Genomic DNA, 25,359 nt, shown 5'->3' with positions numbered 1-25,359 from the left:
CCCTTACTCCTCGTTCGCCAGTCGACGACGCGCGGCCCAGCGCAAGGCGCGCCACAGCAGGAAGGCGGCCAGCAGTACACTCAGGACCGCCATGCCAGCCAGCAGTACCGGATGTTCCGAGAGCTGGAACCAGAGCATCAGCCACCATGGCAAGTAGCCGACAAAGTACTGCTCGCCGACCAGCTGGCTGTTCACGCCGCTGCTCCGGATCATGGCCACGGAACCGGACACGGCGTCGATTTTCCCGTTATCGCTCAGGGTTTCGCGCAGCATCTGGTAGTCGGGGGTATTGGTGGCCAGCAGCGCGACAATGCTGCGCTGGCTATGGAAGGGCGACTGCATACCGACGATCGCCGCCATCGGGGCCTTGGCCGACACTTCGACCCGGTTGGCTCCCAGGTTGCGCTCATCGTTGATCTGCCCGGCCCGGGCCGAAGCCTGACCGGCGGCGGCATTCGACGCCTGTATCAGGGAGTCGAGGGTGTGGTCGAGCCACAGGTTGAGGTCCGGCTGATTGCGCAGGTCCGCGGGCAGGGCGCCCAGCACCAGCAGGTCGACGTCGGCTTTCCTGGCGTCTTCCCAGTTGTCGCTCAGGTTCAGCGCCAGCGCCGGGAAGCCGGTTTGCGAGGAGATCTTGGCGAGCGCCTCGAACAAGGTGCTGAGCTGGGTGGCGGTCGGATTGGCCGGCACCACCACCAGGGTCTCCGACAGGTCGGCCATGCGGCTGAACGGGAAGCCGCTGCGGGCGAAAGCGCGCAGGTCCGGCATGGCGATGTAATGGTGATAGCCCGACAGGTCGATGGTCGACTCATCGTCGATCAGAGCCCGGGTGTCCACCGGCAGGGAGGTCTGGCAACGGTCGCGCTGGGAGCTACCGAAGGTGCTGGCGAAACTGAAGTCGAAGCGGATGCTGTTGCGATCGCCGATTTTCAGCGCCGGTACCAAGAGATGGTCGCTGGTGTTCGCCGACTCGTTGGACAGCACCGCCAGGCGCAGTTCTTCCAGACGGCTGTTGGTGTTGCGCAGCAGCGGCAGGCTGGTGATGAACTGGTTGTTGAGGCTGATGTTCAGGCGCGACTCGTCGTTGGTCGACGGCGGCGTGTAGCGGTACTTGGTCTGCAGCGGGATGCCCTGGTTACGCCAGACGAACAGGTCGGGCGGCAGGTTGATGTCGAGGATGATCGGCCGCGGCAGAAGGCCGCTGACCTGCAACTGCTCAGGGTACTTGAGCAGTTCGGCGAAGCGCACCGGGCGATCGGTACGCATCCAGTTGGGGGCGTCGTAGGGTTTGCGCGGCTGCAACTGCTGGACGTTTTCCACCGTCACCCGCGAGCTGCGGAACAGGTCGCCGCCCAGGGCCAGGGCTCGGGCGGCCACCGCCAGGTCGGCGTCATTGCGCCCCATCACCAGCAGCACTTTGCTGTAGCGGTCGTTGGGGTTGTCGATCAGCTGCACCACCGGCGCTTGCACCGGCGGGAACTTCTCCAGGTCCGCGAGGAACTGTGGCCGATGATCGTTGGTGGCGAACACCACCGAAGGGTTGAGGTTGTCCTGGTCCTGGCTCGCCGGCAGCTGATCGAACAGCACCGGGAACTGAGCGCCGCGCCAACCCGCCAGGCTGCCGAAGTAAGAGGCCAGGATGCCGGCGGCGCGCTGTTCGCCTATGGTCGGGGAGGCGGCGAACAGCAGGTTGATGACCGGCTTGCCATCGCCCAGTGCGTCGAAGAATGGCCTCGGGAAGTACGCCAGATCGTTCCTGGTCGCCAGTGCCTGTTCCTGCAGGGAAACCTGGCTGGCGCGGCTGACGTTGACCCACAAGGCGCTGTTGGCCGGGTCTTCGCACATGTCGGTGTAATGGCCGATGAATTCCAGACGCACGCGGTTGAAATCGGTGACCAGCCGGGGATCCAGGGCGATCTGCTGCGTGGTCTTGCGCCCCAGTTGTTCTTTCTCGATGGGCACCACGCTCATCAGGGTGTCATTGAGGTAGACCCGCATATGCGAGAGCGTCGGCAGCAGCGCCGGAGACGGGGTGTATTCCAGCTTAAGCCTGGCATCACTGGCGATACGGTCGCGCCGCAGGGTGAACTCGATTTGATCGCTGTTGTGGATCCCCAGCAACAGGCTGTCGGCCGAACGCCCCAGCTGTTCGAAGGTGCGCGCGGTGGCCCAGCTCGGGACTTTCTGCTCCTGCGCCAGAGGGGGGGTGACAGGCGCCGGGGCGGCCTGTGCGCAGGCAACGGCCAGGAGCGCCAGGCTGGCAAATAGAGATTTGCTGAAATAGCGGCTCATGATGCGTTCACCGTTATAGAAGAAGAGGAGGGGGAAGACGCCAGGGGCATACGCGGCAGGTAACTGCCCAGCCAGGCCAGCAGGCGCAGGAACGGACCGATCACCACTTGGGTCCAGGCCGGCAGGTATTCGTAGAGCCGGTAGTAACCCTTGGCGCCCAGCTTGAGAATGTCCAGGAAGCTGTGCAGCGGCCGGTCCTGGGCGAAGTCTTCGCCCCAGTTAATCCAGGCGTCGGCCCGGGCGAAGGTGCACTGCACGAAATCGATCTTTTGTTGCTCCGTGAGCCGGGTGAAGCTGATGCCCACGAAGTTCTTGTGGCTACGGCAGACCTCGCCGGGAAACAGGAACTCGCGCTGCCCACGCTGCATCAGCAGAGACACGCGACCGCCCACCGGCAGCGACAGTGGCACATCCACCTGGAACCCGGCGCCGCCGTCGGAGTAGTCCACCAGCGTGCCGGAGTAGAAGCGACCGTTATCCAGACGCACGGCCGCTGGCAGCTTGGACTGCACCCTGTGGGTCTGGCGCACCTGCCGCACTTCAGCGGCAATCGCCACCGCGGCACCGGTGATCAGCAGGTTGTAGACCACCCAGAGAGTGCTCACCAGCACCGTGCCGATCTCGGTCGCCGGGCCAGTGAGCAGGCGCCAGAAGGCGAATCCCAGGCCCGCCAGGTTCAGGGCCGAGAGCACCAGATAGGGCTGGGCGATCTTCCAGTCGAACTGGTTGTGCTCCATCAGGCCGCCTTTGGCCGTGACGTTGAACTTGCCTTTCCTGGGGTTGAACAGCGCCACGGTGGTGGGTCGGGCGATGTACCAGGCCAGTACCGTTTCGTAGACCTCACCCCAGAACGTCTGGCGATAATTGCCCTGCATCCGCGAGTTGGTCAGGCTGGCATGGATCATGTGCGGCAGCACGTACAACAGGATCATCAACGCCGGGGCGTAGATGATGTAGGCGTGCAGAAACAGGAAGGCCAGCGGCGCGGTGAGAAACAACAACCGCGGCAGCCCGGCCAGGAAGTGCAGCATCGCATTGGCATAACAGATTCGCTGGAAGATCGTCAGGCCCTTGCCCAGCAAGGGGTTGTCGGTGCGGAAAATCTGCGCCATGCCGCGGGCCCAGCGAATCCGCTGGCCGATATGCGCCGACAGGCTTTCGGTCGCCAGCCCGGCAGCCTGGGGAATGCGCACGTAGGACGAGTTCCAGCCGCGCCGGTGCAGGCGCAGCGCGGTATGGGCGTCCTCTGTCACGGTTTCGACCGCGAAGCCGCCGATGTCCTCCAGCGCGGCGCGGCGCAATACCGCACAGGAACCGCAGAAGAACGCCGCGTTCCACATATCGTTGCCGTCCTGCACCAGGCCGTAGAACAGTTCGCCCTCGTTGGGCCGGCGACGGAACATGTTCAGGTTGCGCTCAAACGGGTCGGGAGACAGGAAGTGGTGCGGGGTCTGCACCAGGGCCAGCTTCGGATCGCGCAGGAACCAGCCCACAGTGAGCTGCAAGAAGGAGCGCACAGGGATGTGGTCGCAGTCGAAAATCGCCACCAGCTCGCCATCGATACGGCCCAACGCATGGTTGAGGTTGCCGGCCTTGGCATGCCGGTTATCGGTGCGAGTGATGTAGCCGACGCCGACTTCGGCAGCGAACTGGCGGAAGTTCTCGCGCTTGCCATCATCGAGAATGTAGATGCGTAGCTTGTCCTGCGGCCAGTCGATGCCCAGGGCAGCGTAGACCGTACCGCGGACCACCGAGAGGTCCTCGTTGTAGGTCGGTATCAGCAGATCGACGGTGGGCCACAGCCGGGTATCGCGAGGCATCTGCGCCGGCTGGCGCCCCAGCGGCCAGCAGGTCTGGATATAGCCCAGGATCAACACCACCCAGGCATAGGTTTCGGCCGCCAGCAGCAACAGGCCGACGGTCAGGTCCAGCGGGTTGTTCCAGTTCAGGGTCGAGGTATAGCGCCACCACAGGTAGCGGCAGGACACGATGGTCGACAGGACGATCATCAACAGCGTCGGGACGCGCCCCGGGATGCGCCGCACCAGCATGGCCAGCGCCCAGAGCAGAATCACGAACACCAGTTGGGCGATGTAGCCGAAGGGTTCGGTGATGCACAGCAGCATCAGCACCACTGCTACCGCGCCCACACCGATGTTCAGCCAGCGCTGACGGCGAGGCTCAAGGCCTTTCCACCAGATCTGGCTCTGCCGCACTCGCCGGCTTTGCTGGACGTGGCGCGGCAAGGCTTCAAGCAAGTGGCCCAAGCGCACGCCGAGCAGGCGTTGCCGCAGTCGCGCGGGGCGCGTCCAGCGCCGCCAGCTCAGCGGACGGCGTGGCCGCAGCGGCTGCACCAGCAGCAACCAGATGCTTTGCACCAGCAAACGCAGCGGATCACCCAGGCTCGGCGGCTTGTTCGCCAACTGCGGATACCAGCGCTGGCGCTGCTCGCGCAACTGCTGCCAGCCCGGCGCCTCCAGGCGCAGGAACAGCCAGGCCAGAGCATTGAGCGAGGCCAGCCAAAGCCCGGTCAGAGGGGGGGTATCGTACTCGCGACGCAGGTAGGTGTAGGGAAACCAGCGGGCAATCATGCCACCTCCAGGCGACGGGCCAGGCACCAGGTCGCCAGGCTCAGCACGTCCTGGGCCGCCAGACTGCCCGGCGCATACAGCCCGACCGGGGTCTTGAACGCGAGCGACTCGCGCATCGCCTCATCGTTGTGCACGGTCAGGGACAGCAACCGATCGGCGTGGTTCTTGCGCCAGATCAGCATCAGATCGCGCTGCAACTGGCTACCGGGATCGAAACGATTGACCAGCAACGGACCGCTCACCGTCTCTTGCTGTTGCAGCAGCACATGGCAGGCCGCGTCTGCTTCGGCGACCTGGATAGGGAAATGACAGGGGCCGGTGTTGCCGTGCCCGACCAGGCGCTGCGGCACATCGAACAGTACCCAGTCGTAGTGCTCGGCCAGGCTGGCCTGACGTCTGGCCCACAGGGTGTGGTCCTTCGCCAGGCGGCGTTCCATTTCAAGTTGTTCTTCACGGTCGAGGCGGCCATAGGGCAGCAAACTCAGATTTGGCGCCAGGCTCCAGGCCTGGTTGTACCAATTCTCGCCATCGAGCATGCCGCGGGCCCAGCCGCAACTTTCCACGGTCGCCAGGTTGAAGTACAGGCGCAGCAGGTTTTCCGGGCACATGTCGACCATCAGCACCCGCTCGCCCAGGCTGTGCAGGGCGTAGCCTATCCCCGCCAGCAGGGAACTGCTGCCGACGCCTCCACGCAACCCGCGCAGACTCAGCGATCTCACGTCCTCACCTCCTGTGGGGCCTTCAGTTGTGTTTCCAGCGGCAGTGCCTCTTCGAGCTCGGCCAATAGCGGCCAGCGCTGCAAGGCGCGGCGCAGTTCCAGTTCGGCGGAAATGTCCACGTATTCGAGGTCCGGCAGCTTCAGCTCAAGCTTCAGTCGGGCGATGTCATCGGCCCGCCCGTTACGGGCATGCGCCAAGGCACTCATTTGAAGCGCTGAGGGTAAGGTAGCCATGCACCTTTCTCCTTGATCCGGACATAGGGCTTGCCGGCGTAGTCGAGCACCACGGTGCCGGAGTTCTCCGACACCGCAGGGGTCTGCGGCAGATCGCTCAACAGCGCCTGCCAGTCCAGCCCCCGGCCCTCGGCCTGGGGAGCGGCGGCATACAAGCGGGCGATGATTTCGGACAAGGCCAGGTAACTGGTGGGTGCGCTGACATGCAGCGGCGCTGAATTCGCCGCGGAACCCATGCCGATCAGCTTGATGCCCACTGGCACGTGAGTGATCGAGGCGCTCGGAATCTCGCGCATGCCGGAGATCTGCATGCGGTCGCCATGCAGCGCCGCGCCGTGCTCGGGCACTATCACCACGGCCACGCGCCGACCGCTGCGCTCGAGTTCCTTGATAAAGGCCGTCAGGTCGTCGATCAGGGCCTGGGCGCGAGGCTTGTACTCGGCGCTCTTGGTGCCGCCGTCGGCGGTCAGCGCTCGGTTGCCGTCGTGCAGCGTGGTGGTGTTGTAGAACAGCGCCACGCGCGAATCCTGGTTGTTCTCGCGGTGCTGCCACCACTTGTCCAGGACTTCCCGGTCGCGCCAGATTGGCGAGCCGTCGAAGCCCACCAGCGCCCGCGACAGGTTTGAGGCGTTCACCGCCGGATTGGGCAGAGCCCCCTGGCTGCGGACTTCATCGAGGAAACCTTCGAACTGACCGGTGTGGTTGAGCATCACTTCGCTGGCAAACCCGAGCTTGCGCAGATCGTCCATCAGCAGGCATTGCTCCGGCGCCACGCCGTAGAGCTTGTTGTGCGGTTGCTGGCCACAGCTGGCGCGCAATAGGCGTATCGCCGCCGGGCCGCTGTAGGCGGTGGCCGAGTTGAAGTTGTCGAACACCACATCCATCTGCTGCAACAGCGGGTTGTCCCGCAGGCCCACGGCGTCCAGGTCGTCCCAGGCCATGGAGCAGATGTTGATCAACAGCAGATCGAACGGCTGGGCCGCCGAGGTCGAGGGTTTGAACTCGACGCGCCGGCCGGCCTCGGTTTCATAGAACTTCTGCAGGTAGTCGTCCAGCGTCGCGCTGTCGGGCTCGGCGTTGCTGACCACGGCGCTGGCAGAAGCCGTGCCGGGGTTCGCAGCCTGTTGCGCGGGCGCTTGCAACGCCAGCAGGTTGGCGCTGCCCAGCAACGCCAGCCAGCCCAGGGTCAGGGTGGTCAGGCGCAGCCACTGGCTGACGAACAGGTAGGCCACCACCACGATCAGCAGCAGCCCGCAAAGGTTCCAGTCGATGAAGCGACCGGCCAGCTCCAGCAGGTATGCACCGGTGAAGTTCAGTACGCCGGGTTGGTCCAGCAGGCGGCTGAACGGCGGCAGCCAGGAGTCCTGATAGAACAGCGCCACCCCCAGCGGCACGGCGATCAGCCAACGCAGAAGGCTCGCATAGCGATTGCGCAACGGCACCAGCAAGACGGCAGCGAACACCAGATTGGGCAGGACCTGCAGATTGAGGTAACCGCCCCAGAACAACAGCAACTTGATCAGAAAGTACAGGTTCCACAGGCCCAGACCCGGCCAGATCCACGCAGGTTGCGCGATGACGGGGATTTCAGGACGGCTCATGGGGCTTACTCTGGGTAGGTTGCGGGGGCGTACGCCGACGTACGCCACGGGATTTCAAGTACCGCGGGCGCAAGTAACGCTCAAGCCCGTGCCTGATACGCTGACTGAAACGGCTCAGCAGCATCGCCAGCGCCAGCGTCAACAGACTGCTGGCGGCAATCACCTGCAGCAACTCGGAATACATCATGCGCAAGGTTCCGTGAGCGAAAGGGTGATGCGGTGTGGCGTAAAGCCGGTCAACCCGACGGACTGCGACAGATTGTCGATGACCCGCTCATCCGCCAGCCGGAAGGTCTCGGGCAATTCGGTCGCCTCGATAAAGGCCTTGCGCGGCAAGTGATCCACCGACGGCAACGACTCGCAGGCGCTGAAAATATCGGCCCATGGCAGGCGGCATATATTGCCCAGGGCCGGCTCCAGGCCATCGGCGCGGCAGGCGAACAGAAACAGATAGAAGGTGCCGTCCAGCACACAAGCGATGTCGCCATAGCGGCGCAGGCTGATCTGACTCAGGTATTGCTCGATCTCGAGTCCGCCACGTGACTGCAGTTTCAGCAACTGGTGGCTGATCTCGCCCGAGGCGCCGCGGTACACCTGGTCCAGGGTTGCGATGAACGTGCTCGGCGTCAGCAGCCCGCGAACATGAGGGGGGTGCATGCGGTCGTACAGGGTCTGGAAATCAATGTCGCTGCGGTAATGCCAGAGTTGCCCCTGCACGCTATCGGTCAGGCTTAGAAAGTGCGCCAGCGAGGCCTTCAGCGGCACGATCAGATTGGCGCCGCAGGCCAGCAGTAGACGCTCGTCGCGGTAGCGCAGGCAGGGCTCCATTTCGCGAACGATGATTTTCAGTGCCGTTCCGCACTGATTGCGCAATTTGTGCAACTGACGGGCAAGGTCTTCGACCTGGTCGTTGCCTTCGATGGCCACGATCACGCTAGCGGCTCGCGCCTTGAGGGCGTGCAGCAGCAGTTCGTCGCGCCCCTCGAACAGTCGCCATTGCTGGGACAGCGGCGGTGCGCCTTCGAGTACGCTGCGCTGGGTCAGGTAGACGCGCTGGTCATCGGTGCGGATGGCTTGCGGGCTGCCACGTTGCGCCTGGCTCAGGCCAAGAACGCCGTCGGCCTGCTCCAGTTCGAACTCTCGGGCGGTGCACACGCCCAGCTCGTTGTGCCAGAAGTGCTGCTGATAGCGGATGCTGCCATCACGCCGATATAACTGCGCCAACCCCGACAACTCTTCGTTGAGGCCCACCAGTTCGGCATGCAGCGCCGGTTCCTGGCCGTGGCACAGGACCACCAGGGTACAGCGACGCTGGCGCAACCACTGGCGTACTTCTTCACACCATTGCTGCAGATGCCGGGCGTCAAAGCGCCGCCAGGCCAGGGCCGGTAATAGCAGGAGGATTTGACTGCCTGGGCTCCTGACGCCGCGATGCAACTCGGACACCAAGGATTTCAGGGCCATCCCGAGATCGTCGTCGGCTACTTCGAAGAGCCGCAGACGCTCCGGGCCAGACTCGCCGTCGAGGTTTTCCAGCAGGGGCCGGGGATCGCATCCGCCGCACACCAGTGTGGTTGGCTGGGCTTGCGGCAAGGCGCTCAGGAACTGAAGCGCAAGCGTCTGGGCATCGCTGTTCAGGTCGACGGAGACCCAGTACAGGCCTCCTTGACGCAATAACACTTGCTCATCCTGCAAATGCCGGATGCCTAAGCTGACATGACTCAAACTGACCTCTCCGTGCCCGAAAAATGCCTTAAACCAATCGGGCCGAGAGCCCTATGCAACAATCGATCCTCTACCGCCTTCTTACCGTGAACCGGGTGTGCAACGGCCGCTGCAAAGGCGCTGTCATCTGGCCGGAAACCTCGAAAAAACCAGGGACGTTCAGGGATGAACCCTGCGCCTGACATGACCTGAATCATCCTTGCTGCTGGACGGGGCAGACCCGTTCATGTGCCTGTTGCCATATCGAATGCGAAAACCATCCTCGGCGCTCGCCGGCACTCGGTGTCTGGCTCGTGTGACTTCTTGAACCATCCACGGCAGAGCCTCGGGGTCCCGAAAAGCCGGGACTCGCGGCGTGCAATCATCAAGTGTTTGTTTCGAGTAATGAATAACGTCCTTGTCATCTTTCAGCGAATTTTCCTTGGCTATCAAGGCTTTACGGCAGTTATTGGTGAACTTCGCGGCTCAGGGCCGAGGGCGCTGTCAACGCGGCGCCTCACTGGTGTGGCGCAAGTCCCATGCAACTCGAACCAGCCCTGTCGTCACCAATCACTCAGTCGAGTGTCTTGTCTGAATACTTCTGTGTTCAACCGGGTGCACGGCAAATCAAGCTGCTGGTCCGTGCATTTTGATCCGGGCCCGGTACGCAATGATTGCCGCAAGCAGCGCAACGTACAAACAGGTGCAACCAAGGTTTCGAAGCTTATCCGCTGCTTGTCGTGTCGGCTAAGCAAGTCGACAGCAGAGTTGATATCAAAATGATACCGCCAATTTTTTGAATTGTCCAAGCGTTACTTCAAGAATTGTCATTAAAAACAACCAAATGGCGCCATAAAAATGACGGTATGCGTTCAGCTGGTCAACGCAACGTACTCTTGTCGCTCGTTGATTGGAGCACGGTAAGACTGGCGACTTGCAGTCCAGTCGTCAGGCAATTGAGGGCACTGTAATATCGCCTGCAAACGTTTCGACGCAGTCGAGGCAACTTCACAGGGCTCTGTAGTGAACATCGACACCCGCGTCAAATTCCGTCACCTCGTATGCTTTCTTGAAATGGCTCGTCAGGGCAGCCTGGCGCGGGCGGCGGATGTGTTGGCAGTGAGTCAGCCGGCGATGTCGAAGACGCTCAAGGAGCTGGAGGAACTGCTGGCGACAAGCCTGTTTATGCGCAGTAAAAGTGGCGTGAGCCTGACCGAGGCCGGGGTCGCCTTTTTGCGTTATGCCGGGCCTTCGGTGCAGGCGCTGCGCGATGGGGTGAATACCTTGCGCGGTGGCGAATATGCGGCGGGCAGGGTGCGACTTGGGGTGTTGTCGACGGTGGAAAGCTTGCTGGTGCCTGAGGTTGTGCGGCGTTTGCACGAGCGCCATTCGGCGCTGGTGGTCAGTGTGGTGACCGGGCCGAGCGCGTATTTGTTGTCGCAGTTGCGAGTGGGTGATGTCGACCTGGTGGTCGGTCGTATGACCGACAGTCCGGAGATTCAGGGGCTGACTTTCGAGCATCTGTACAGCGAATCCATGACCCTGGTGGTGCGCCCCGATCATCCCTTGCTGGCCGGGCCACTGGAGCGTGGCGCCCTGGAAGATTTCCCGCTGGTGCTGCCACTGGCAGGGACGACGATTCGCAAGTTTGCCGACAGCCTGTTCGTGCAATGTGGCATCAGCCAGTCGCGGCAGCGTCTGGAAACCTTGTCCGTGACCCTGAGCCGCCGTTATGTGTTGTCCAGCGAGGCGATCTGGATCGCGCCGCTGGATGCAGTGCGCCTGGATCTGGCAAGCGGCGAACTGGTCGAGATCAATCCGGGGCAGCGCGAACCGGGTGGTTCAGTGGGGATTTCCAGTAACGCCAGCCTGCCGTTATCACTGGCGGCCCAGTGGTGTGTCGAGGTGCTGCGCGAGGTAGGGCAGGCGTATCGCGAAGGGTTTTATCCATAACCGTCTGGTTATGTTTAAGTGGCTGTTTTTCAATATTCACGGTGGGTCTGTTGTTTGAAACTGCGAGGCACCCCCTCCATAAATCAAACAACAGGAGATCGACATGTCTGATGCAGACAGCAGTCGCTTCGTCATCCGTGACCGAAACTGGCACCCCAAAGCCCTGACCCCTGATTACAAAACCTCTGTCGCCCGTTCTCCACGCCAAGCCTTGGTGAGTATTCCCCAGTCGACCAGCGAAACCAGCGGCCCGGATTTCTCCCACCTGAAAATGGGTCGGTTCGATAACGATCTGCTGCTCAACTTCAACAACGGTGGTTTGCCGGTGGGGGAGCGGATCATCGTTTCCGGCCGGGTCTGTGATCAATATGGCAAGCCAATTCCGCATACCCTGGTGGAGATGTGGCAGGCCAACGCCGGCGGTCGCTACCGGCACAAGAATGATCGCTATCTGGCGCCTCTGGACCCGAATTTCGGCGGTGTCGGCCGGGCCCTGACCGACCGCGATGGCTATTACAGTTTCCGCACCGTGAAGCCCGGCCCGTATCCATGGCGCAATGGCCCGAATGACTGGCGACCGGCGCATATTCACTTTTCCATCAGCGGGCCATCGATTGCCACGCGGCTGATCACTCAGCTGTATTTCGAAGGCGATCCGTTGATCCCGATGTGCCCGATCGTCAAGTCGATCGCCAACCCAGAGGCGGTACAGAGCCTGATCGCCCGGCTCGATATGGGCAGCGCCAATCCAATGGATTGCCTGGCTTATCGCTTCGACATCGTGTTGCGCGGCCAGCGCAAGACCCACTTCGAAAACTGCTGAGGAGTGACGCTCATGCCTATCGAACTGCTACCCGAAACCCCTTCGCAAACGGCCGGCCCTTACGTGCATATCGGCCTGGCTCTGGAAGCTGCCGGCAACCCGACCCGGCCTGAGGAAATCTGGAACCAGATGGCCAGGCCCGGCGCGCCAGGTGAACAGATTCTGCTGATCGGTCATGTCTATGACGGCAATGGCCACCTGGTGCGCGACTCGTTCCTGGAGTTCTGGCAGGCCAACCATGAAGGGGTTTATGACCCGGTCTTCGACTCGGAAAAAGCCTTCAACAGCTTCGGCCGGACTGCCACCACCTTTGATGCCGGTGAGTGGACGCTGAACACCATCAAACCCGGGGTGGTGAAGAACGCCGCCGGTGTGCCGATGGCGCCGCATATCAATGTGTCGCTGTTTGCTCGCGGGATCAATATTCACCTGCAGACCCGGCTGTATTTCGCCGATGAGCCACACGCCAACGCGACGTGCCCGGTGCTGAATCTGATCGAGCAACCGCAGCGTCGGGAAACGCTGATAGCGCAGCGTTGCGAGGTGGACGGCAAGGTGGCTTATCGTTTCGATATACGTATTCAGGGGGAGGGTGAAACGGTGTTCTTCGATTTTTAAGCCTGCATTGCGCCGAGCCAATGAAATTTACGAGCGAAGCCGACTACCACACGGCAGACCTCGTTGTTTACAACGTTTCGAGTCGTCATGGTTTGCTTCGGATCAGGACAAACAGGAATGTTCGATCATTGGCATATTGTGCCATTGCACTTGCGCAAGCATGATTTTTGCCTTGTGGATGATGGCAAATTGACGCTTTATCACCTCCGAACTGTTCCAGGCGCAGACGATCAACCATAAAAAATCGCCCTGATGGCTGGGGAGGGAGATGGCTAGCAAGTCAAACGAGACTTAGAGAGACACCGCTGGCCAAAGCCACGATTGAGGTCAGCACGACAAACCATGCCAGTGGCTGGATGACTTTTCTCATGACGACTCCGGGTAATCGAGGTGGAATCAAAGGTTTCTGTGAGTGTGCCCATGCTTGAGCAAGACGCGGGCCAGGCCCGGAGGCCCTTGTTTATTGGGGCTGTCAGAGTGTGAGGTGAAAAAGACCATGAGGTTTAGGGTGAAAACACCCATTTAATGGTCATTTTTACCCGGGTACATGGCTCGGGATGGGTGTATCAACCCAATCGCAGCCTTCGCTGGGTGCTCCGGCAGTGGTCGGTACATTCGTTTGGCTGTGTGTGTCACGAAGGAGGCGTCATGACGACGAGATGAAAGCGGCGGCATGACAATCCATGCTCCAAAGTGAATGGAGGTCGGCCCTCCGCTCAGGGCGTGCAGGCGCACTAATCAAACGGCCCGAAGCTGCGAGCATGTTCAGCATGCTGGTGGTGAGCGATTCGGGAAAAGCGCATCGTACGGTTCTGTGAGCAGCCGAGGGGTGAAATTCCCTTCGGCTGACTCGACTTACCGGGTCAGGACGCGCGGGTCGGCGGTCGGTGGCGAAGTAAAACTGATACCACCACTGCAATTCAGCCTTGGGTGGCAGCGGGTTCTTGCCGGCCGCCTGGTTACCGATCAGATAGCCGCTGACCGAGACCAGCGCCTTGACCCGTTCCGGCCACAGCGCCGAGACGATGTCGGCCGAACGCGCGCCCCAATCATAGCCACCGAGCACGGCTTGTTTGATCTTCAGCGCATCCATAAAGTCGATGACGTCACTTGCCAGCGCGGCCGTAGAGTCCCCACCTGCACCTTTAGCTTTATTGTTGCATGCAGTGCACTTATGAACTGCAATCTTCCTGGCTAGTGCTTTGTTTTCGACCAATTACACTCCTCGGCACAACGAATGCGCCAGGAGATCAAGATGGCAAGCTGCGTCAGGATTCAGAATATTGGTGGGCCTCAGGTCTTGCGGCTCGAACAGACAAGTACACAATCTCCTGGTGCCGGAGAAGTCTGGCTGGAGCAGGCGGCCATTGGGATCAACCCCCTGGACCTGAGCCAGCGCTGCGGCACTGTTCGTATTCCTCTGCCATCCGGTCTCGGTCTTGAAGGGGCCGGGCATGTTACGGCGATAGGGCCGGACGTCACCGAGGTGGCGGTGGGAGACAGGGTCGCGTACGCCACCGGCCCGATTGGCGCCTACGCCAGTGGTCGCCTCTATCCGGCCAATCGACTCGTGAAGATTCCCGATGATCTGGGCTTCGACGAAGCGGCAGCGGTGCTCTTCAAAGGCATTACCGCCCACTATCTGCTCAAGACAACCTATCGCGTTGGCCCCGGCTCCAGGGTGCTGCTGTATGGAGCTGCGGGCGCGTTGGGGCAAATCATGGTGCCGTGGGCCAAACATCTGGGCGCCTTCGTGATCGGCGTGGTCTCGAAGCAGGAAAGTGTCGAGCGCGCAAAGACAGCCGGTTGTGATGAAGTACTGGTGTTCAACGCAGCTACGCTCGCCGATCAGGTCGCCGAGGTAACCAAGGGGAAAAAGGTCGACGTCGTGTATGACCCTATCGGCCGGGTTTCTTTCGAGGCTTCCCTGGATAGCCTTCGCCCGCGTGGCCTGCTGGTATCATTCGGAATGGCCTCGGGAACGACGCCTGCCATCGAGGTCAGCACCCTGAACGCCAAGGGTTCTCTCTTCCTGACCCGACCGTCCCTCGCCGCGCACACGGCCACTGCGCACGAGTATCAAGAGCGCGCAAAGGATGTGTTGCAAGCGATAACCGACGGTATCATCCAGCCACGAGTCTGGCGTCGTTACCCGTTGGCCGACGTAGCCTCTGCGCACGCCGATCTGGAGAATGGGCGGTCGCAAGGCGCGATGATACTCACGCCCTGAGCGCAGGCCGGGACCAGGCGTATGCCCCGGGCCTTCGCCAGAGCCCTTTGTCTGGATGTGTCCGCGAGGTTTGTAGTTGTATGGATCTGTTCGATAGCCGTCAGGCGGATGAACTCGCCACACTCCTGGCACTGTCCGACCACGGCTCGTTTGCCGCGGCGGGAAGGATGCTGCAACGGCACCCTTCGGTGCTGTCCAAGCGGCTCAGCGCCTTGGAGCTTCGTCTCGGGATACGCCTGGTCGAACGGACCACGAGGCAACTGCGCTTCACGGACGAAGGGGCGCGCCTGGTCACGCGGCTTCGCCATGCAGTGAGCTTGATTACGGAAGCTGAGCATGATGCAGCTCAGGGCGCGGCGCAGGTCAGAGGGCGACTGCGGATTGCCTTGCCAGCGGCGATGGGGCGGCTATGGCTCAGCTCGATAGTGTCGGAGTTCGCCCTGGCGTACCCCCAGGTTTCGCTGGAGGTCGAGTACTCGGAGCGATTCGTGGACATTGTCGCGGAGGGTTTCGATGCCGCGATCCGAATCGGTGAGCTTTCAGATAGTCGACTGGTTGCCAGGAAGCTGTGCGACCACCGTCGTATTCTGTGTGCTGCGCCTGCCTACCTGCAGCGCCATGGAGAGCCGGAAGTTCCGGCAGACCTCGATGCCCACAATTGTCTCGGCTTCACCGGGCTGCACTCATACCCGGAGTGGAAGCTGACGCGCGATGGCGATCAGAAGTCCGTCAGGGTGCGTAGCGGTATGGTCAGCAACGACAATGAGGCATTGCTGTCCGCCGCCTGCCTGGGGCTGGGCATTCTTGCTGGAGGCGAGTGGCTCATGAAGAGAGACATCGATTCCGGTCATCTCGTCAGGGTACTTCCGCAGTGGCAGCTGGATGCCGACGCGGGCGTCTATCTGGTACGCCCGTCCGCCAGGTACAACACGGCAACGACGACGGCGTTCAAGCACTGGATCGAGGAAAGGTTTTCCAGGGGGGCACCTTGGCAATCGTTTTGACAGTGGGGATGCCCATAGCATGGGGCCATGGGGCAGAAAACGATCAGAAGCGGACCATGGACACAATGCATGTGACTCCGTAATGAACACTGTCATGGAGCCCATCCACCGCAAAAACTCACCGCACGATTGCGTGCGGAACTGGCGAACAAACCTATCGTCTGCCTGCACATTCCCGATGATTTTGAGTACATGGAACCGTTCCACGGTCACTCGGGCAACCCGGCCAACCGCAGTCCATCGACGAAGCGCGCGAAATCCTCGTGCCGTTGGATGGGCAGCCAGTCTTTCAGGTTGGAGATGCGCAAAGAGGGATCCAGCTCGCGAAGACGCTGCATCGCCAACCTCGCTTTATCCATTCGTCCGCTGAGGGCATGACTGGCCGCCACCAAGGCCACCGGGGCCAGGAAACTGGGCAGGTTGCCCAGCGCCTTTTCCGCCCAGTCCGTCGTGAGATCGAAGCGCCCGGCGAAGAAGTGCGCGAGCGCCATTCCGACCTGCATCCTGAACATTTCCGGATCCAGCGGACTCAAGCGAGTGGCATGGGTAAGCTGCTCGATGGCGGCGTCTGTTTCACCGCGCAGCGCGCGCAGGATACCGCCCAAGTACCAGGCGGGGGCGAGGTTGGGGTTGAGCAGACGTGCCCTGTCGAGCAATGCAATGCCGCCGTCAACATCGCCGGCGAGATGGCTTAATGCATGTCCGCCTCGCGTCAACGCGACTGCATCATCCCGGCCAAGCGTCACCGCCAAACGCGCAAGCCGTACGCCCTCAGCGATCTCTTGTATACGATCGGTCATCCAGCCATTCAGCTTGCGCCAGAAGTGGCACCAGGCTGCCATGCCATAGGCCGATGCAAATTCCGGATCGAGCTCGATGGCCTTGTAGAACAACGGCAGCGCCTGGTCGAGGGCTTCCCGGGTGCCGTTGTGCAGTTTTGCCATTCCGCGCAGGTAGTAGTCGTAGGCGTCCAGGCTTTCCGTCGGTTTGCGTTTGGCACGTTCGATTTCTGCCCGTTCGAGTTGCGGTGCGATGGCGCCGACGACGCTTTCGGCGATTTGATCCTGCAGCTCGAAGATGTCGTTGAGCGTGCCTTCGAAGCGCTCCGCCCAGATATGCGTCCCGCTCGTCGCGTCGATCAGCTGCCCGGTGATGCGTACCTTGTTCCCGCACTTGCGTACGCTGCCTTCCAGCACGTAGCGAACGCCCAGCTCCTGGCTGACGCCCTTGGCGTCCACCGTCCGGCCCTTGTAGGTGAAGCTCGAATTGCGCGCGATGACGAACAGCCAGCGGATACGCGACAGGGCAGCGATGATGTCTTCCACGATGCCGTCAGCGAAATATTCCTGCTCCGGATCGCCGCTCAAATTCTGGAAGGGCAAGACAGTAATCGAGGGTTTGTCCGGGAGAACGAGTGAGGAGGAGGGCATTTCCTTCGGGTCCATGTGCGCGCGTTCGTCGATGGCAGGCTGGTCAGGCTGTTGCGCTTCGCCGATCCCGCCGACCTTGATCTGGCCGACAAAGCGGTAGCCCTTGCGGGCGACGGTGCGCACCAGGCGCTGTTCCTCACCCGTATCGCCGATGGCCTTGCGCACCGCATTGATGTGACTGGTGATCGTCGATTCCGAGACGATCCGGCCACTCCACACCGCCTTGAGCAGGTCGTCTTTGCTGACGACACGATCGGGGTTGTTGACGAACAGCAGCAATAGATCGAAAACCTGCGGTCCGACGGCCACGGTTTGCCCGCGCAAGGTGAGTTCCCGGCGCTCCTCATCGAGCACGTAGTCTTCAAACACGAATGGCAAAGTGAGGTTCCCCTGACGAAGCGCCCGCAACTCCATGTCCCAGGCGACTGGCGATTAGTATTTGATTTGATGATACGGCAGCGCTAAACCCGCCGCACCGTCCGTGGCAGAGACGGCGGCGGACAGCGGCGTCTTTGGACGTAAAACCAAGCGTTCGTGGAGGGAAATCCACAGCAGGCACAAGGACTACGCTCACGCGCGCAGGCAATCTCTCCTTACACCGACGCAATGGTTGCAGTCGATACGTGGAGAAAGCCCATGAAGATCGTCGTCATCGGAGGCTCCGGCCTCATCGGATCGAAACTTGTGAAGAACCTCCGCGAGCGCGGCCATGACGTGCTCGCTGCTAGCCCCAGCACGGGCATAAACAGCATCACCCGCGAGGGCCTGGCCCAAGCGATGGATGGTGCTGACATCGTCGTCGACGTGGCGAACGCGCCGTCGTGGGAGGACCAGGCTGTCCTCGAGTTTTTCGAAACGTCGAGCCGTAACCTGCTGGCCGCCGAAGCGGCGGCCGGGGTTCGCCATCACGTTGCCCTGTCGATTGTCGGGAGCGAACGGCTTCCCGAGAACGGCTATTTCCGGGCCAAGGTCGCGCAGGAAAGCCTTATCAAGGCATCCGGCATTCCTTACTCTATTTTGCGTGCCACGCAGTTCTTCGAATTTGTCGGCGGCATTGCCCATTCGTTTACCGTCGGCGAAGAGCTTTGCGTTTCGCCGGCGCTGATCCAGCCGATGGCGTCCGACGACGTGGTGGCAGCACTTACCGATGTCGTGCTTGCAGCGCCGGTCAATGGCACGGTCGAAGTCGGGGGGCCCGAGGCCATGCCGCTCGACGAGTTGATCAGGCGCTTTCTGCGGGCCACCCAGGATACTCGCCAGGTCGTACCGGACGTACACGCACGCTACTACGGTGCCGTGCTTGACGATCAATCGCTGACCCCCGGCAAGAACCCGCGCCTGGGCGCGATCCGTTTCGAAGACTGGCTCAGCCAGTCAACGGCCGAAGCGGGCCGCTGAGGCTTCCAGGGACAACTCAGGAAGACGCCGCGCCGGTAAGGAGGCGCGCCGTCATAACGCCTGCACACGAAGGATTATTGCCATGGTTAGCCGATTTCTCTTGGCCGTGTTCGTCCTCGACACCGCCGAAAAGGTGCTCGTCACACCTGCCAGGCAGTGAGCCGATAAGTGCGCTCATCGACGTTCGACAGCCGGGCGGCAGGCCACTGCCGCCCTGGGGCTGCTGTAGTGCATGGCATTGAACAGGAAATGAAAAAATGAACTCGCTCCAGGACAAGGCCACCATTGCCACCGGGGCAATCGCCGGGCCCCCCGTCGTAGTGGCGCGGCGAAGCACGCGCAAGACAATCGGCATATTACTGTGCGTCGGCGCGGTGGTGGTCGTGGCCGCCTGGGGGACCATGGCTGTTTCGAGCAGCACAACCTCGACCGATAACGCTTATGTTCGCGGTGACGTGACCTCACTCGCCGCAAAGGTGGCCGGCTATGTCACTGCGGTAGAGGTCGTGGACAACCAGACCGTCCGGGCGGGTGACGTCCTGTTTCGTATCGATGACCGGGACTATCGCGCAAAGCTTGCGCAAGCAGAGGCTAATGTCAGCGCTGCAAAGGCTCGCCTGACCCATGTCGATGCGCAGACCCAGCTTCAGCGTGCGTTGATTCGGCAGGCCGAAGCCCAACGACGTTCAGCCACCGCCGACATGGATCTGGCAACCAAGACCCACGATCGCAGTCGCAAACTGATTGTCAGCAACGCGGTGAGCCAAGCCTTGGTCGATGAAACCGGCACCGCGCGTTCCAGAGCCGAGGCGTCGGTATCGGCCGCTTCGGCAACGGTCGAGGCGCAACAGCAACACATCGCCGTCTATGTGGCCGAGCGAGAGGCTGCCGTGGCGGCCGTGTCGCAAGCACAGGCTGCGCGCGATCTCGCCCAAATCGATTTCGACTACACCGTGGTACGCGCGCCTGTGGGTGGCGTCGTCGGTAACCGCCAGGTTCGTATCGGCCGGCTCGTTACGCCGGGCGTTTCCTTGCTCGATATCGTGCCGGTCAATGATGTGTGGGTCGTGGCCAATTTCAAGGAAACCCAGCTCGAACATATCCGCCCCGGACAGCGCGTGCGCATCACGGTCGATGGCTACCCCAACACGGCACTTGAAGGCGTGGTCGACAGCTTTGCACCGGGGAGTGGGGCGGCGTTCAGCTTGCTGCCGCCTGACAACGCAACCGGGAACTTTGTCCGTGTCGTGCAGCGGGTTCCGGTCAAGATCCGGCTGGCCGACAATCCGCTGCCGGGGCGCATCGTGCCAGGTCTGTCCGCGCGGGTGGAGGTGACGCAAGGGGGCGGCTCATGAACACCTTTGCCAGCGCAACACCGAGCAGCGCCAAGGCTACGACTGGCGTCCTGCTCATCGTGGGCATCGTGCTGGCCACACTGACGGAAGCGATCGCCGGCACCGTTCTTTCGATCGGGCGCGGCGATATCATCGGCGACACCTATGCAACACCTGATGAATTCGCCTGGCTGGATGTCGGCTACACCACGCTCAAGCTGGTCGGGTTCATCATGGCCCCATGGCTGATGCAGCGTTTTTCTGCGCGTAACCTGATCATCGGTTCAACCCTGGCCATGGGCCTGGCGTGCTGCGTGGCCGCCATCATCGCTCGACTGGACCTGCTGATCGCGCTTCGCATCATTCAAGGCTTCGCCGGCGGCACCCTGCTGGTGGCGGGCCAGGCGATGATTTTTCGTGCCTGGCCGCGTGCCTTTCAGCCGATCCTTCAAGCCCTGTTTGCCATGGGCTCGGTGGTCGCGCCAGCGACTATTGCCCCGGCCCTTCAAGGGTGGTTGATCGACAGTCAGTCCTGGACCTGGATTTTCTTCAGCGTGGTACCGCTGGCCCTGGCGGCGACGGGTCTTTTGCTCATTGCAGACGGCCCATCGCCTGCCAAGGTCCGGCAGCGTCCCTTTGACTGGCTCGGCTTCTCCTTGATCTCGGCCACCCTGTTCTGTTTCACCTACGTGTTCAGCCAGGGCAGCCGATGGGACTGGTTCGAGGAACCTCGGATCCTGATGCTGACAATGATCGGCACCGCCGCGCTGCTGGCATTTTTCGGCCAACAAGCGTTGGCCAAAGGCCCGGGGCTATTCGATTTCACGGTGTTCAAATCGAGTGATTTTACCTTTGCCTTTATCGTCAGCTTTGTCGCTGGCGCCGCCTTGTTCGGCAGCGCATTTTTGATTCCGGCATTCGCCCTGTCGGTGCTGGCGTTCACCCCGACCGATGCCGGCTTGCTCCTGCTGCCCAGTGGCGGTCTGTTTGTCGGCTCGCTGCTCATCGCTGCCTTTTTTATCAAAGTGCACCGCGTTCCACCGGTTGCGACAGTGCCCTTTGGCATCCTGCTTATCATGGGGGCGATGTGGATGCTGTCCGGTTCCACCAGCGACAGCGGCACCGGTGACATGATGGCGGCTATTCTGTTGCGCGGCCTGGGCCTTGGCTTCCTGTTTCTGTCAATCACGCTGATCGCCTTCAGCGACCTCAACAACCGCAACCTCGCCTGCGGCATCGGCCTGTTCAATACGGGGCGTCAATTGGGTGGCTTAATGGGTGTCGCCGGGCTCCAGACCCTGATCGACCATCACATCGTCATCAATGTCGCGGCCCTCGGCGCCAACGTCACCCCAGGGGGAAACGCGCTCATCGAACGGCTGACGACCACCACGGCGATGTTGGTGGGGAAGGGGATGGATCAAGCGGCCGCTGGCAGGGCAGCGACGAGCCTTTTGGGCAAGGTCGTGTCAGGTCAGGCCACGGTGATTGCCTTCGACACCGCGTTCTACGCCGTGGCCCTGCTGTTTGTCGTCGCCGCGCCCATACTGATCGGCATCAAGATCGGCCTGGTGCGATACGCGAAAGCGCGAGCTGCGCTTACTGTCGCGTGAGACAGCCCACACCAACCGTCGGGCGCTGGATCAAGGTTTCGGCGAGTTGGGATTAGGCAGGCGCGCTCAATGGCATCTTTTATGTGAATGCGTGCTTTTGGTCGATTCTGTTGAAAAAGTCGGCTTCAGTTTCCGCGACAGAAAAGTACCGGTCTGAGATTGAAATCCGAGTTTTGCGCAGAAGGTTCAGGACTCGGATTTTACGTAGCAGCGCGCTGAAAACGCGTTTTCACCGCTTATCTTCCCTTTATTTTCTACAGGCTTCACTTCGGTGCCATCAGTTCGCCGAGCCGCGACAGAAACAGCTTGAGAATCGGTGAGGTGTTCGACTTGCTGTAGCCCACCGCTAAATCGATCATCGGTGCCTCGCCTTCTAGCGGACGGCTGACGACAGACCACGGCAGCAAATTCTTGGCATAGGCGGGCATCAACGCCAGACCGCGGGTGGAGGCGACCAAGGACATGGCCATCGCCAAATTGTCCACCCCGTGATCCAATTTGATGTCGAGCCCCGAGCGACGGAGATAGTCTTCGGTGACTGCACGCAGCACCGTGGCCTTGTTCGAGCCGCCGATGAAAATCTCGCCCACTAAATCTTGCGGGCGCACTGCTTCGCGCGCGGTGAGGCGATGGTCGCTCGGCATCAGGACGATGAGTGGCTCCCGGTCCACCACGTGGTACTCGAGATCGTAATCCGGTTCTATGCGCAGGAAGGCAAGGTCCAGCCGGCCGCGGACGAGCGCTTCGGCGAGATCCGGTGAATAGTCGCTGGAGACCATGACCTGGATGTTCTTCAATTCGTCACGCAGTACGTGCATCGCTCGTGGCAACCAGTTCATCTCGTGCCCGGTTTGGAAGCCGATGGAGAATGTCTTCCTTATCGGCTGCGCAGCCCTGCGTGCCGTTTCGACCGCAGCATCGACCTGCATCAGCGCCAGGCGGGCGTGGTCGAGAAAGGCTTTGCCCGCAGCGGTCAGTTCGACGCCATGAACGCTGCGCGACAGCAACTCGACTCCGACATGATTTTCCAGATCCCGGATCTGCCGGCTTAACGAAGGCTGCGAGGTGTGCAGTCGTTTCTCGGCTGCTTCCGTCAGGCTACCCGTCTCGGCGACGGCAATGAAATATCGAAGATGTCGCAGTTCCATGGTGCTCTCATGCCTGTCAGGTATGCCCACAGCTTACAAAGTCTTTTTCAACTTCGCCATAAGCTCCTAGCTTGTTGCCTATGGAGGCGTCGGGGAATTTCTCCCAGCGCCGAAACCATTCAGCTATCTATACGCCGCAAGTCATACCTTGCAGGAGCTTAAAAATGAACAAGCCCGTTATTCTGATCACCGGAGCCCTCACCGGTATCGGCCGCGCCACTGCCGTCGCCTTCGCCAGGAAAGGTGCGAAGGTGGTCGTTGCCGGTCGACGCGACGAAGCCGGCAAGGTACTCGTTGAGGAGTTGCGCTCTTTCGGTTCGGAGGCCGAATTCATCAACGCCGACGTCCGCAACGAAGATGACGTCCGCAATATGGTCGACAAGACCGTTGCGCGGTTTGGGCGTCTCGATGTCGCCGTGAACAACGCCGCCACTGAAGGTGCGGTCGGCCCGATCACGGACCAGACCGCGGAAAGCGTTGCCGCGACGTTCGATACGAACGTTCTCGGCGTGGTCCTGAGCATGAAGCACGAGGTGCGCGTCATGCAGGCCCAGGGGAGCGGCAGCATCATCAATATTTCCTCGACCTACGGGCACAAGGGCGCGGCCTATGCCTCGATCTATGTGGGCGCCAAGCACGCTGTCGAAGGCATCACCAAGTCGGTGGCGCTCGAACTCGCCGCCTCGGGCATTCGCGTGAATGCGGTCTCGCCGGGCCCCACGGACACCGGCATGCTCACCCGCTTCACCGGCACGGAGGAGAACAAAGCGGCCTTGGTGGCGCAGGTTCCACTGGGCCGACTCGGCCTCTCGGAGGACCTTGCCAACGCGATCGTCTTCATCGCATCGGATGAAGCTTCATTCATCACCGGCCATGTCCTCAACGTCGACGGCGGTCATACCGCTAACTGATCCTGCCCGGGTGCGCAGATTTGCTCCGCACCCGGTTAAGGGGGTCATCACCAGAGGGAATCTCAATGACTCAGTACAATCATCAGAGCGCGCCGACGCAGTTCGTGGACGCAGCGGGTATTCGGTTCGCATACCGACGCTTCGGCAAATCGGGTGGGGTTCCACTCGTCCTCAATATGCATTTCACCGGCACGATGGATCACTGGGATCCTGCAGTGACGGACGGATTGGCACGCGACCGTGAAGTCATTCTGTTCAATAACGCAGGTATCTCCAGCAGTTCGGGGGAGGTGCCGAACTCAATTGAGGAAATGGCGGCCAACGCCGCGGTCTTCATCAGGGCGCTCGGCCTCACACAGGTGGACGTACTTGGTTTTTCGCTCGGCGGCCTGGTCGCGCAGGAACTGGCGCTAGCCGAACCGGCGCTCGTACGGCGGCTGATTCTGGTGGGGACCGGACCGCGCAGCGGTGAAGGTATGGCCTCGCTGACACCCGAAGCGCAGGAGATCTTCGGTGCGACCTACGACGAGCCTGATCACTTGTGGCTCAGGGTGTTCTTCACCCCGTCCCAAGCCAGCCAAGCGGCGGGCCATGCTTATCTCAAACGCTTTCGACAACGCATAGTGGATCGCGATCCAGGCGTTAGCGACAAGGTCGGACCTGCGCAGATCGAGGCGTTGACCAAGTGGGGCGCACCACGCGAGAACCCCTTCGATTACCTGAAGGCGATCAAGCAGCCAACGCTGGTCGTCAATGGTGACAACGACGTGATCATCTATTCGGTGAACTCTTTGATCCTGCAGCGGCATCTGCCGAACGCGCAACTGATCCTCTACCCGGATGCCAGCCACGGTTCGCAGTATCAATACCCCGAGCGCTTTGTCGGCCACGCGTCCCTGTTCCTTTCTGAATAGACCAGGCACGCCTGAATCTTGCAGCGGGATTCTGGATCAAGACCAAGGGATGCTTATCATGACTAACCTCTATGGCAAAACCGCACTCGTCACCGGTGCCTCCCGCGGCATTGGCCGTGCCAGCGCACTTGCGCTGGCAAGAGCCGGCGCTCAAGTGCTCGTCCACTACGGTAGCGGAGAGAAGGAGGCGACAGCAGTGGTCGCCGAAATTCGCAAAGCGGGCGGGAAGGCCGAGAAGATCTCCGCCAACATGGGCGCAGCGGACGGGCCGCATTTGCTGGCCGAGCGCGTGCGCGCCATCGTCGGTGGTCGATTGGACATCCTCGTCGCCAATGCCGGTATCTCGAAGGCCGACACGATCGAGAAAACCACCGTCAAGGACTTTGACGATCTCTTTGCGGTGAACGTGCGCGCCCCGTATTTCCTGGTGCAGCAGTTGCTACCCGCTCTGTGCAAGGGCAGCAGCGTCGTTCTCCTGTCATCGCGTGCAGCAGCGCACACCGGCGTTGGGACGCTGTCCGCCTATGCAGCCACCAAGGGCGCCATCGATACCCTGGTCAAGTACTTCGCATCGGAACTCGGCGGGCGGGGCATCCGCGTCAATGCCGTAGCACCGGGCGTGGTTCTAACCGAGATGTCCAGTTTCGCCAAAACCGATGCGGGGCGGGACTTCACGCTGAGCATCCAGGCGCTTAAGCGCATGGCCCAGCCCGATGACATCGCAGCGGCCGTTGTCTTCCTCGCTTCCGATGACGCCCGTTGGATCACCGGCGACATCCTGCACGTCGATGGCGGCACAAAGCTCTGAACGATGGTTCTTCGAGCTAAGAGTACTTTACCAGG

21 protein-coding genes and 1 pseudogene are annotated in these 25,359 nt (G+C 61.4%); 11 read left to right on the top strand and 11 right to left on the bottom strand.

Annotated features, from left to right (window positions below):
- Positions 1-3: 3 nt before the first annotated feature.
- Genes bcsB through bcsE form a run of 7 tightly spaced genes read right to left on the bottom strand, consistent with a single transcriptional unit; the run spans position 4 to position 9,161 of the window.
- The gene (gene bcsB, locus AC07O1_RS20310; RefSeq protein WP_495089911.1) at positions 4-2,292 is read right to left on the bottom strand and encodes a cellulose biosynthesis cyclic di-GMP-binding regulatory protein BcsB; all 2,289 of its coding nucleotides are present in this window, start codon (positions 2,290-2,292) and stop codon (positions 4-6) included.
- Positions 2,289-4,883 (bottom strand): UDP-forming cellulose synthase catalytic subunit, encoded by a 2,595-nt coding sequence (gene bcsA / locus AC07O1_RS20305; RefSeq protein WP_495089910.1) that lies wholly within the window; start codon positions 4,881-4,883, stop codon positions 2,289-2,291. The genes bcsB and bcsA overlap by 4 nt, the downstream gene beginning before the upstream one ends.
- Positions 4,880-5,602 (bottom strand): cellulose biosynthesis protein BcsQ, encoded by a 723-nt coding sequence (gene bcsQ / locus AC07O1_RS20300; RefSeq protein ID WP_495023491.1) that lies wholly within the window; start codon positions 5,600-5,602, stop codon positions 4,880-4,882. Before bcsQ ends, bcsA begins: the two co-directional genes overlap by 4 nt.
- Complete coding sequence (gene bcsR, locus AC07O1_RS20295) at positions 5,599-5,835, bottom strand: cellulose biosynthesis protein BcsR (RefSeq protein WP_494993145.1); 237 nt, start codon at positions 5,833-5,835, stop codon at positions 5,599-5,601. Before bcsR ends, bcsQ begins: the two co-directional genes overlap by 4 nt.
- On the bottom strand, positions 5,805-7,436 hold the full coding sequence (bcsG, locus tag AC07O1_RS20290) for a cellulose biosynthesis protein BcsG (protein ID WP_495089909.1): 1,632 nt from the start codon (positions 7,434-7,436) through the stop codon (positions 5,805-5,807). Before bcsG ends, bcsR begins: the two co-directional genes overlap by 31 nt.
- Entirely contained in the window at positions 7,423-7,623 is a 201-nt protein-coding gene (gene bcsF / locus AC07O1_RS20285) for a cellulose biosynthesis protein BcsF (protein WP_494993143.1), read from the bottom strand. The genes bcsG and bcsF overlap by 14 nt, the downstream gene beginning before the upstream one ends.
- The gene (bcsE, locus tag AC07O1_RS20280; protein ID WP_495089908.1) at positions 7,620-9,161 is read right to left on the bottom strand and encodes a cellulose biosynthesis protein BcsE; all 1,542 of its coding nucleotides are present in this window, start codon (positions 9,159-9,161) and stop codon (positions 7,620-7,622) included. Before bcsE ends, bcsF begins: the two co-directional genes overlap by 4 nt.
- Before the next feature lie 1,002 nt (positions 9,162-10,163).
- Between bcsE and pcaQ the strand changes: the two genes are divergently transcribed.
- From pcaQ to pcaG, 3 genes are all read left to right on the top strand, one after another.
- The gene (pcaQ, locus tag AC07O1_RS20275) at positions 10,164-11,093 is read left to right on the top strand and encodes a pca operon transcription factor PcaQ (RefSeq protein WP_495023490.1); all 930 of its coding nucleotides are present in this window, start codon (positions 10,164-10,166) and stop codon (positions 11,091-11,093) included.
- Between the two features lie 103 nt (positions 11,094-11,196).
- Positions 11,197-11,916, top strand: coding sequence for a protocatechuate 3,4-dioxygenase subunit beta (gene pcaH / locus AC07O1_RS20270; RefSeq protein WP_494993140.1), 720 nt, complete (start codon positions 11,197-11,199; stop codon positions 11,914-11,916).
- A gap of 12 nt (positions 11,917-11,928) precedes the next feature.
- Positions 11,929-12,534 carry a protocatechuate 3,4-dioxygenase subunit alpha gene (pcaG, locus tag AC07O1_RS20265; RefSeq protein WP_494993139.1) on the top strand — a complete coding sequence of 202 codons (606 nt, stop codon included), beginning with the start codon at positions 11,929-11,931 and terminating at the stop codon, positions 12,532-12,534.
- 85 nt (positions 12,535-12,619) lie between these two features.
- Here pcaG and AC07O1_RS20260 read toward each other — a convergent pair whose 3' ends face one another.
- Positions 12,620-12,772 (bottom strand): hypothetical protein, encoded by a 153-nt coding sequence (locus AC07O1_RS20260; protein ID WP_495089907.1) that lies wholly within the window; start codon positions 12,770-12,772, stop codon positions 12,620-12,622.
- A gap of 408 nt (positions 12,773-13,180) precedes the next feature.
- A pseudogene (locus AC07O1_RS20255) lies at positions 13,181-13,657 on the bottom strand (alpha/beta fold hydrolase); the annotation flags it as partial.
- A 132-nt stretch (positions 13,658-13,789) separates the two neighbouring features.
- Between AC07O1_RS20255 and AC07O1_RS20250 the strand changes: the two are divergent.
- Together AC07O1_RS20250 and AC07O1_RS20245 are read left to right on the top strand one after the other, a co-directional pair.
- The gene (locus tag AC07O1_RS20250; RefSeq protein WP_495089906.1) at positions 13,790-14,764 is read left to right on the top strand and encodes a quinone oxidoreductase family protein; all 975 of its coding nucleotides are present in this window, start codon (positions 13,790-13,792) and stop codon (positions 14,762-14,764) included.
- Positions 14,765-14,844: 80 nt separating this feature from the next.
- Positions 14,845-15,768: a LysR family transcriptional regulator gene (locus AC07O1_RS20245; protein ID WP_495089905.1), complete on the top strand. Its 924-nt coding sequence runs from the start codon at positions 14,845-14,847 to the stop codon at positions 15,766-15,768.
- A 209-nt stretch (positions 15,769-15,977) separates the two neighbouring features.
- Here AC07O1_RS20245 and AC07O1_RS20240 read toward each other — a convergent pair whose 3' ends face one another.
- Positions 15,978-17,576: a winged helix-turn-helix domain-containing tetratricopeptide repeat protein gene (locus tag AC07O1_RS20240; protein WP_495089904.1), complete on the bottom strand. Its 1,599-nt coding sequence runs from the start codon at positions 17,574-17,576 to the stop codon at positions 15,978-15,980.
- A gap of 258 nt (positions 17,577-17,834) precedes the next feature.
- Here AC07O1_RS20240 and AC07O1_RS20235 point away from each other — a divergent pair, with 258 nt between their 5' ends.
- The 3 genes from AC07O1_RS20235 to AC07O1_RS20225 all read left to right on the top strand — a co-directional run bounded on the left by AC07O1_RS20235 (position 17,835) and on the right by AC07O1_RS20225 (position 21,543).
- Positions 17,835-18,596, top strand: coding sequence for an SDR family oxidoreductase (locus AC07O1_RS20235; RefSeq protein ID WP_495089903.1), 762 nt, complete (start codon positions 17,835-17,837; stop codon positions 18,594-18,596).
- Positions 18,597-18,853: 257 nt separating this feature from the next.
- The gene (locus AC07O1_RS20230) at positions 18,854-19,951 is read left to right on the top strand and encodes an HlyD family secretion protein (RefSeq protein WP_495089902.1); all 1,098 of its coding nucleotides are present in this window, start codon (positions 18,854-18,856) and stop codon (positions 19,949-19,951) included.
- On the top strand, positions 19,948-21,543 hold the full coding sequence (locus AC07O1_RS20225) for a DHA2 family efflux MFS transporter permease subunit (RefSeq protein WP_495089901.1): 1,596 nt from the start codon (positions 19,948-19,950) through the stop codon (positions 21,541-21,543). Before AC07O1_RS20230 ends, AC07O1_RS20225 begins: the two co-directional genes overlap by 4 nt.
- A gap of 263 nt (positions 21,544-21,806) precedes the next feature.
- Here AC07O1_RS20225 and AC07O1_RS20220 read toward each other — a convergent pair whose 3' ends face one another.
- Positions 21,807-22,691, bottom strand: a complete 885-nt coding sequence (locus AC07O1_RS20220) for a LysR substrate-binding domain-containing protein (protein WP_495089900.1) — start codon at positions 22,689-22,691, stop codon at positions 21,807-21,809.
- Positions 22,692-22,855: 164 nt separating this feature from the next.
- On the opposite strand from AC07O1_RS20220, the gene AC07O1_RS20215 reads away from it, so the two are divergent.
- From AC07O1_RS20215 to AC07O1_RS20205, 3 genes are all read left to right on the top strand, one after another.
- Entirely contained in the window at positions 22,856-23,602 is a 747-nt protein-coding gene (locus AC07O1_RS20215; protein ID WP_495089899.1) for an SDR family NAD(P)-dependent oxidoreductase, read from the top strand.
- 65 nt (positions 23,603-23,667) lie between these two features.
- On the top strand, positions 23,668-24,516 hold the full coding sequence (locus tag AC07O1_RS20210; RefSeq protein WP_495089898.1) for an alpha/beta fold hydrolase: 849 nt from the start codon (positions 23,668-23,670) through the stop codon (positions 24,514-24,516).
- Positions 24,517-24,574: 58 nt separating this feature from the next.
- On the top strand, positions 24,575-25,324 hold the full coding sequence (locus tag AC07O1_RS20205; protein WP_495089897.1) for an SDR family NAD(P)-dependent oxidoreductase: 750 nt from the start codon (positions 24,575-24,577) through the stop codon (positions 25,322-25,324).
- Positions 25,325-25,359: the final 35 nt, after the last annotated feature.

The organism is Pseudomonas sp. GW821-FHT07G10, from assembly GCF_059418545.1.
This window is presented reverse-complemented; position numbering and strand designations above follow the sequence as displayed.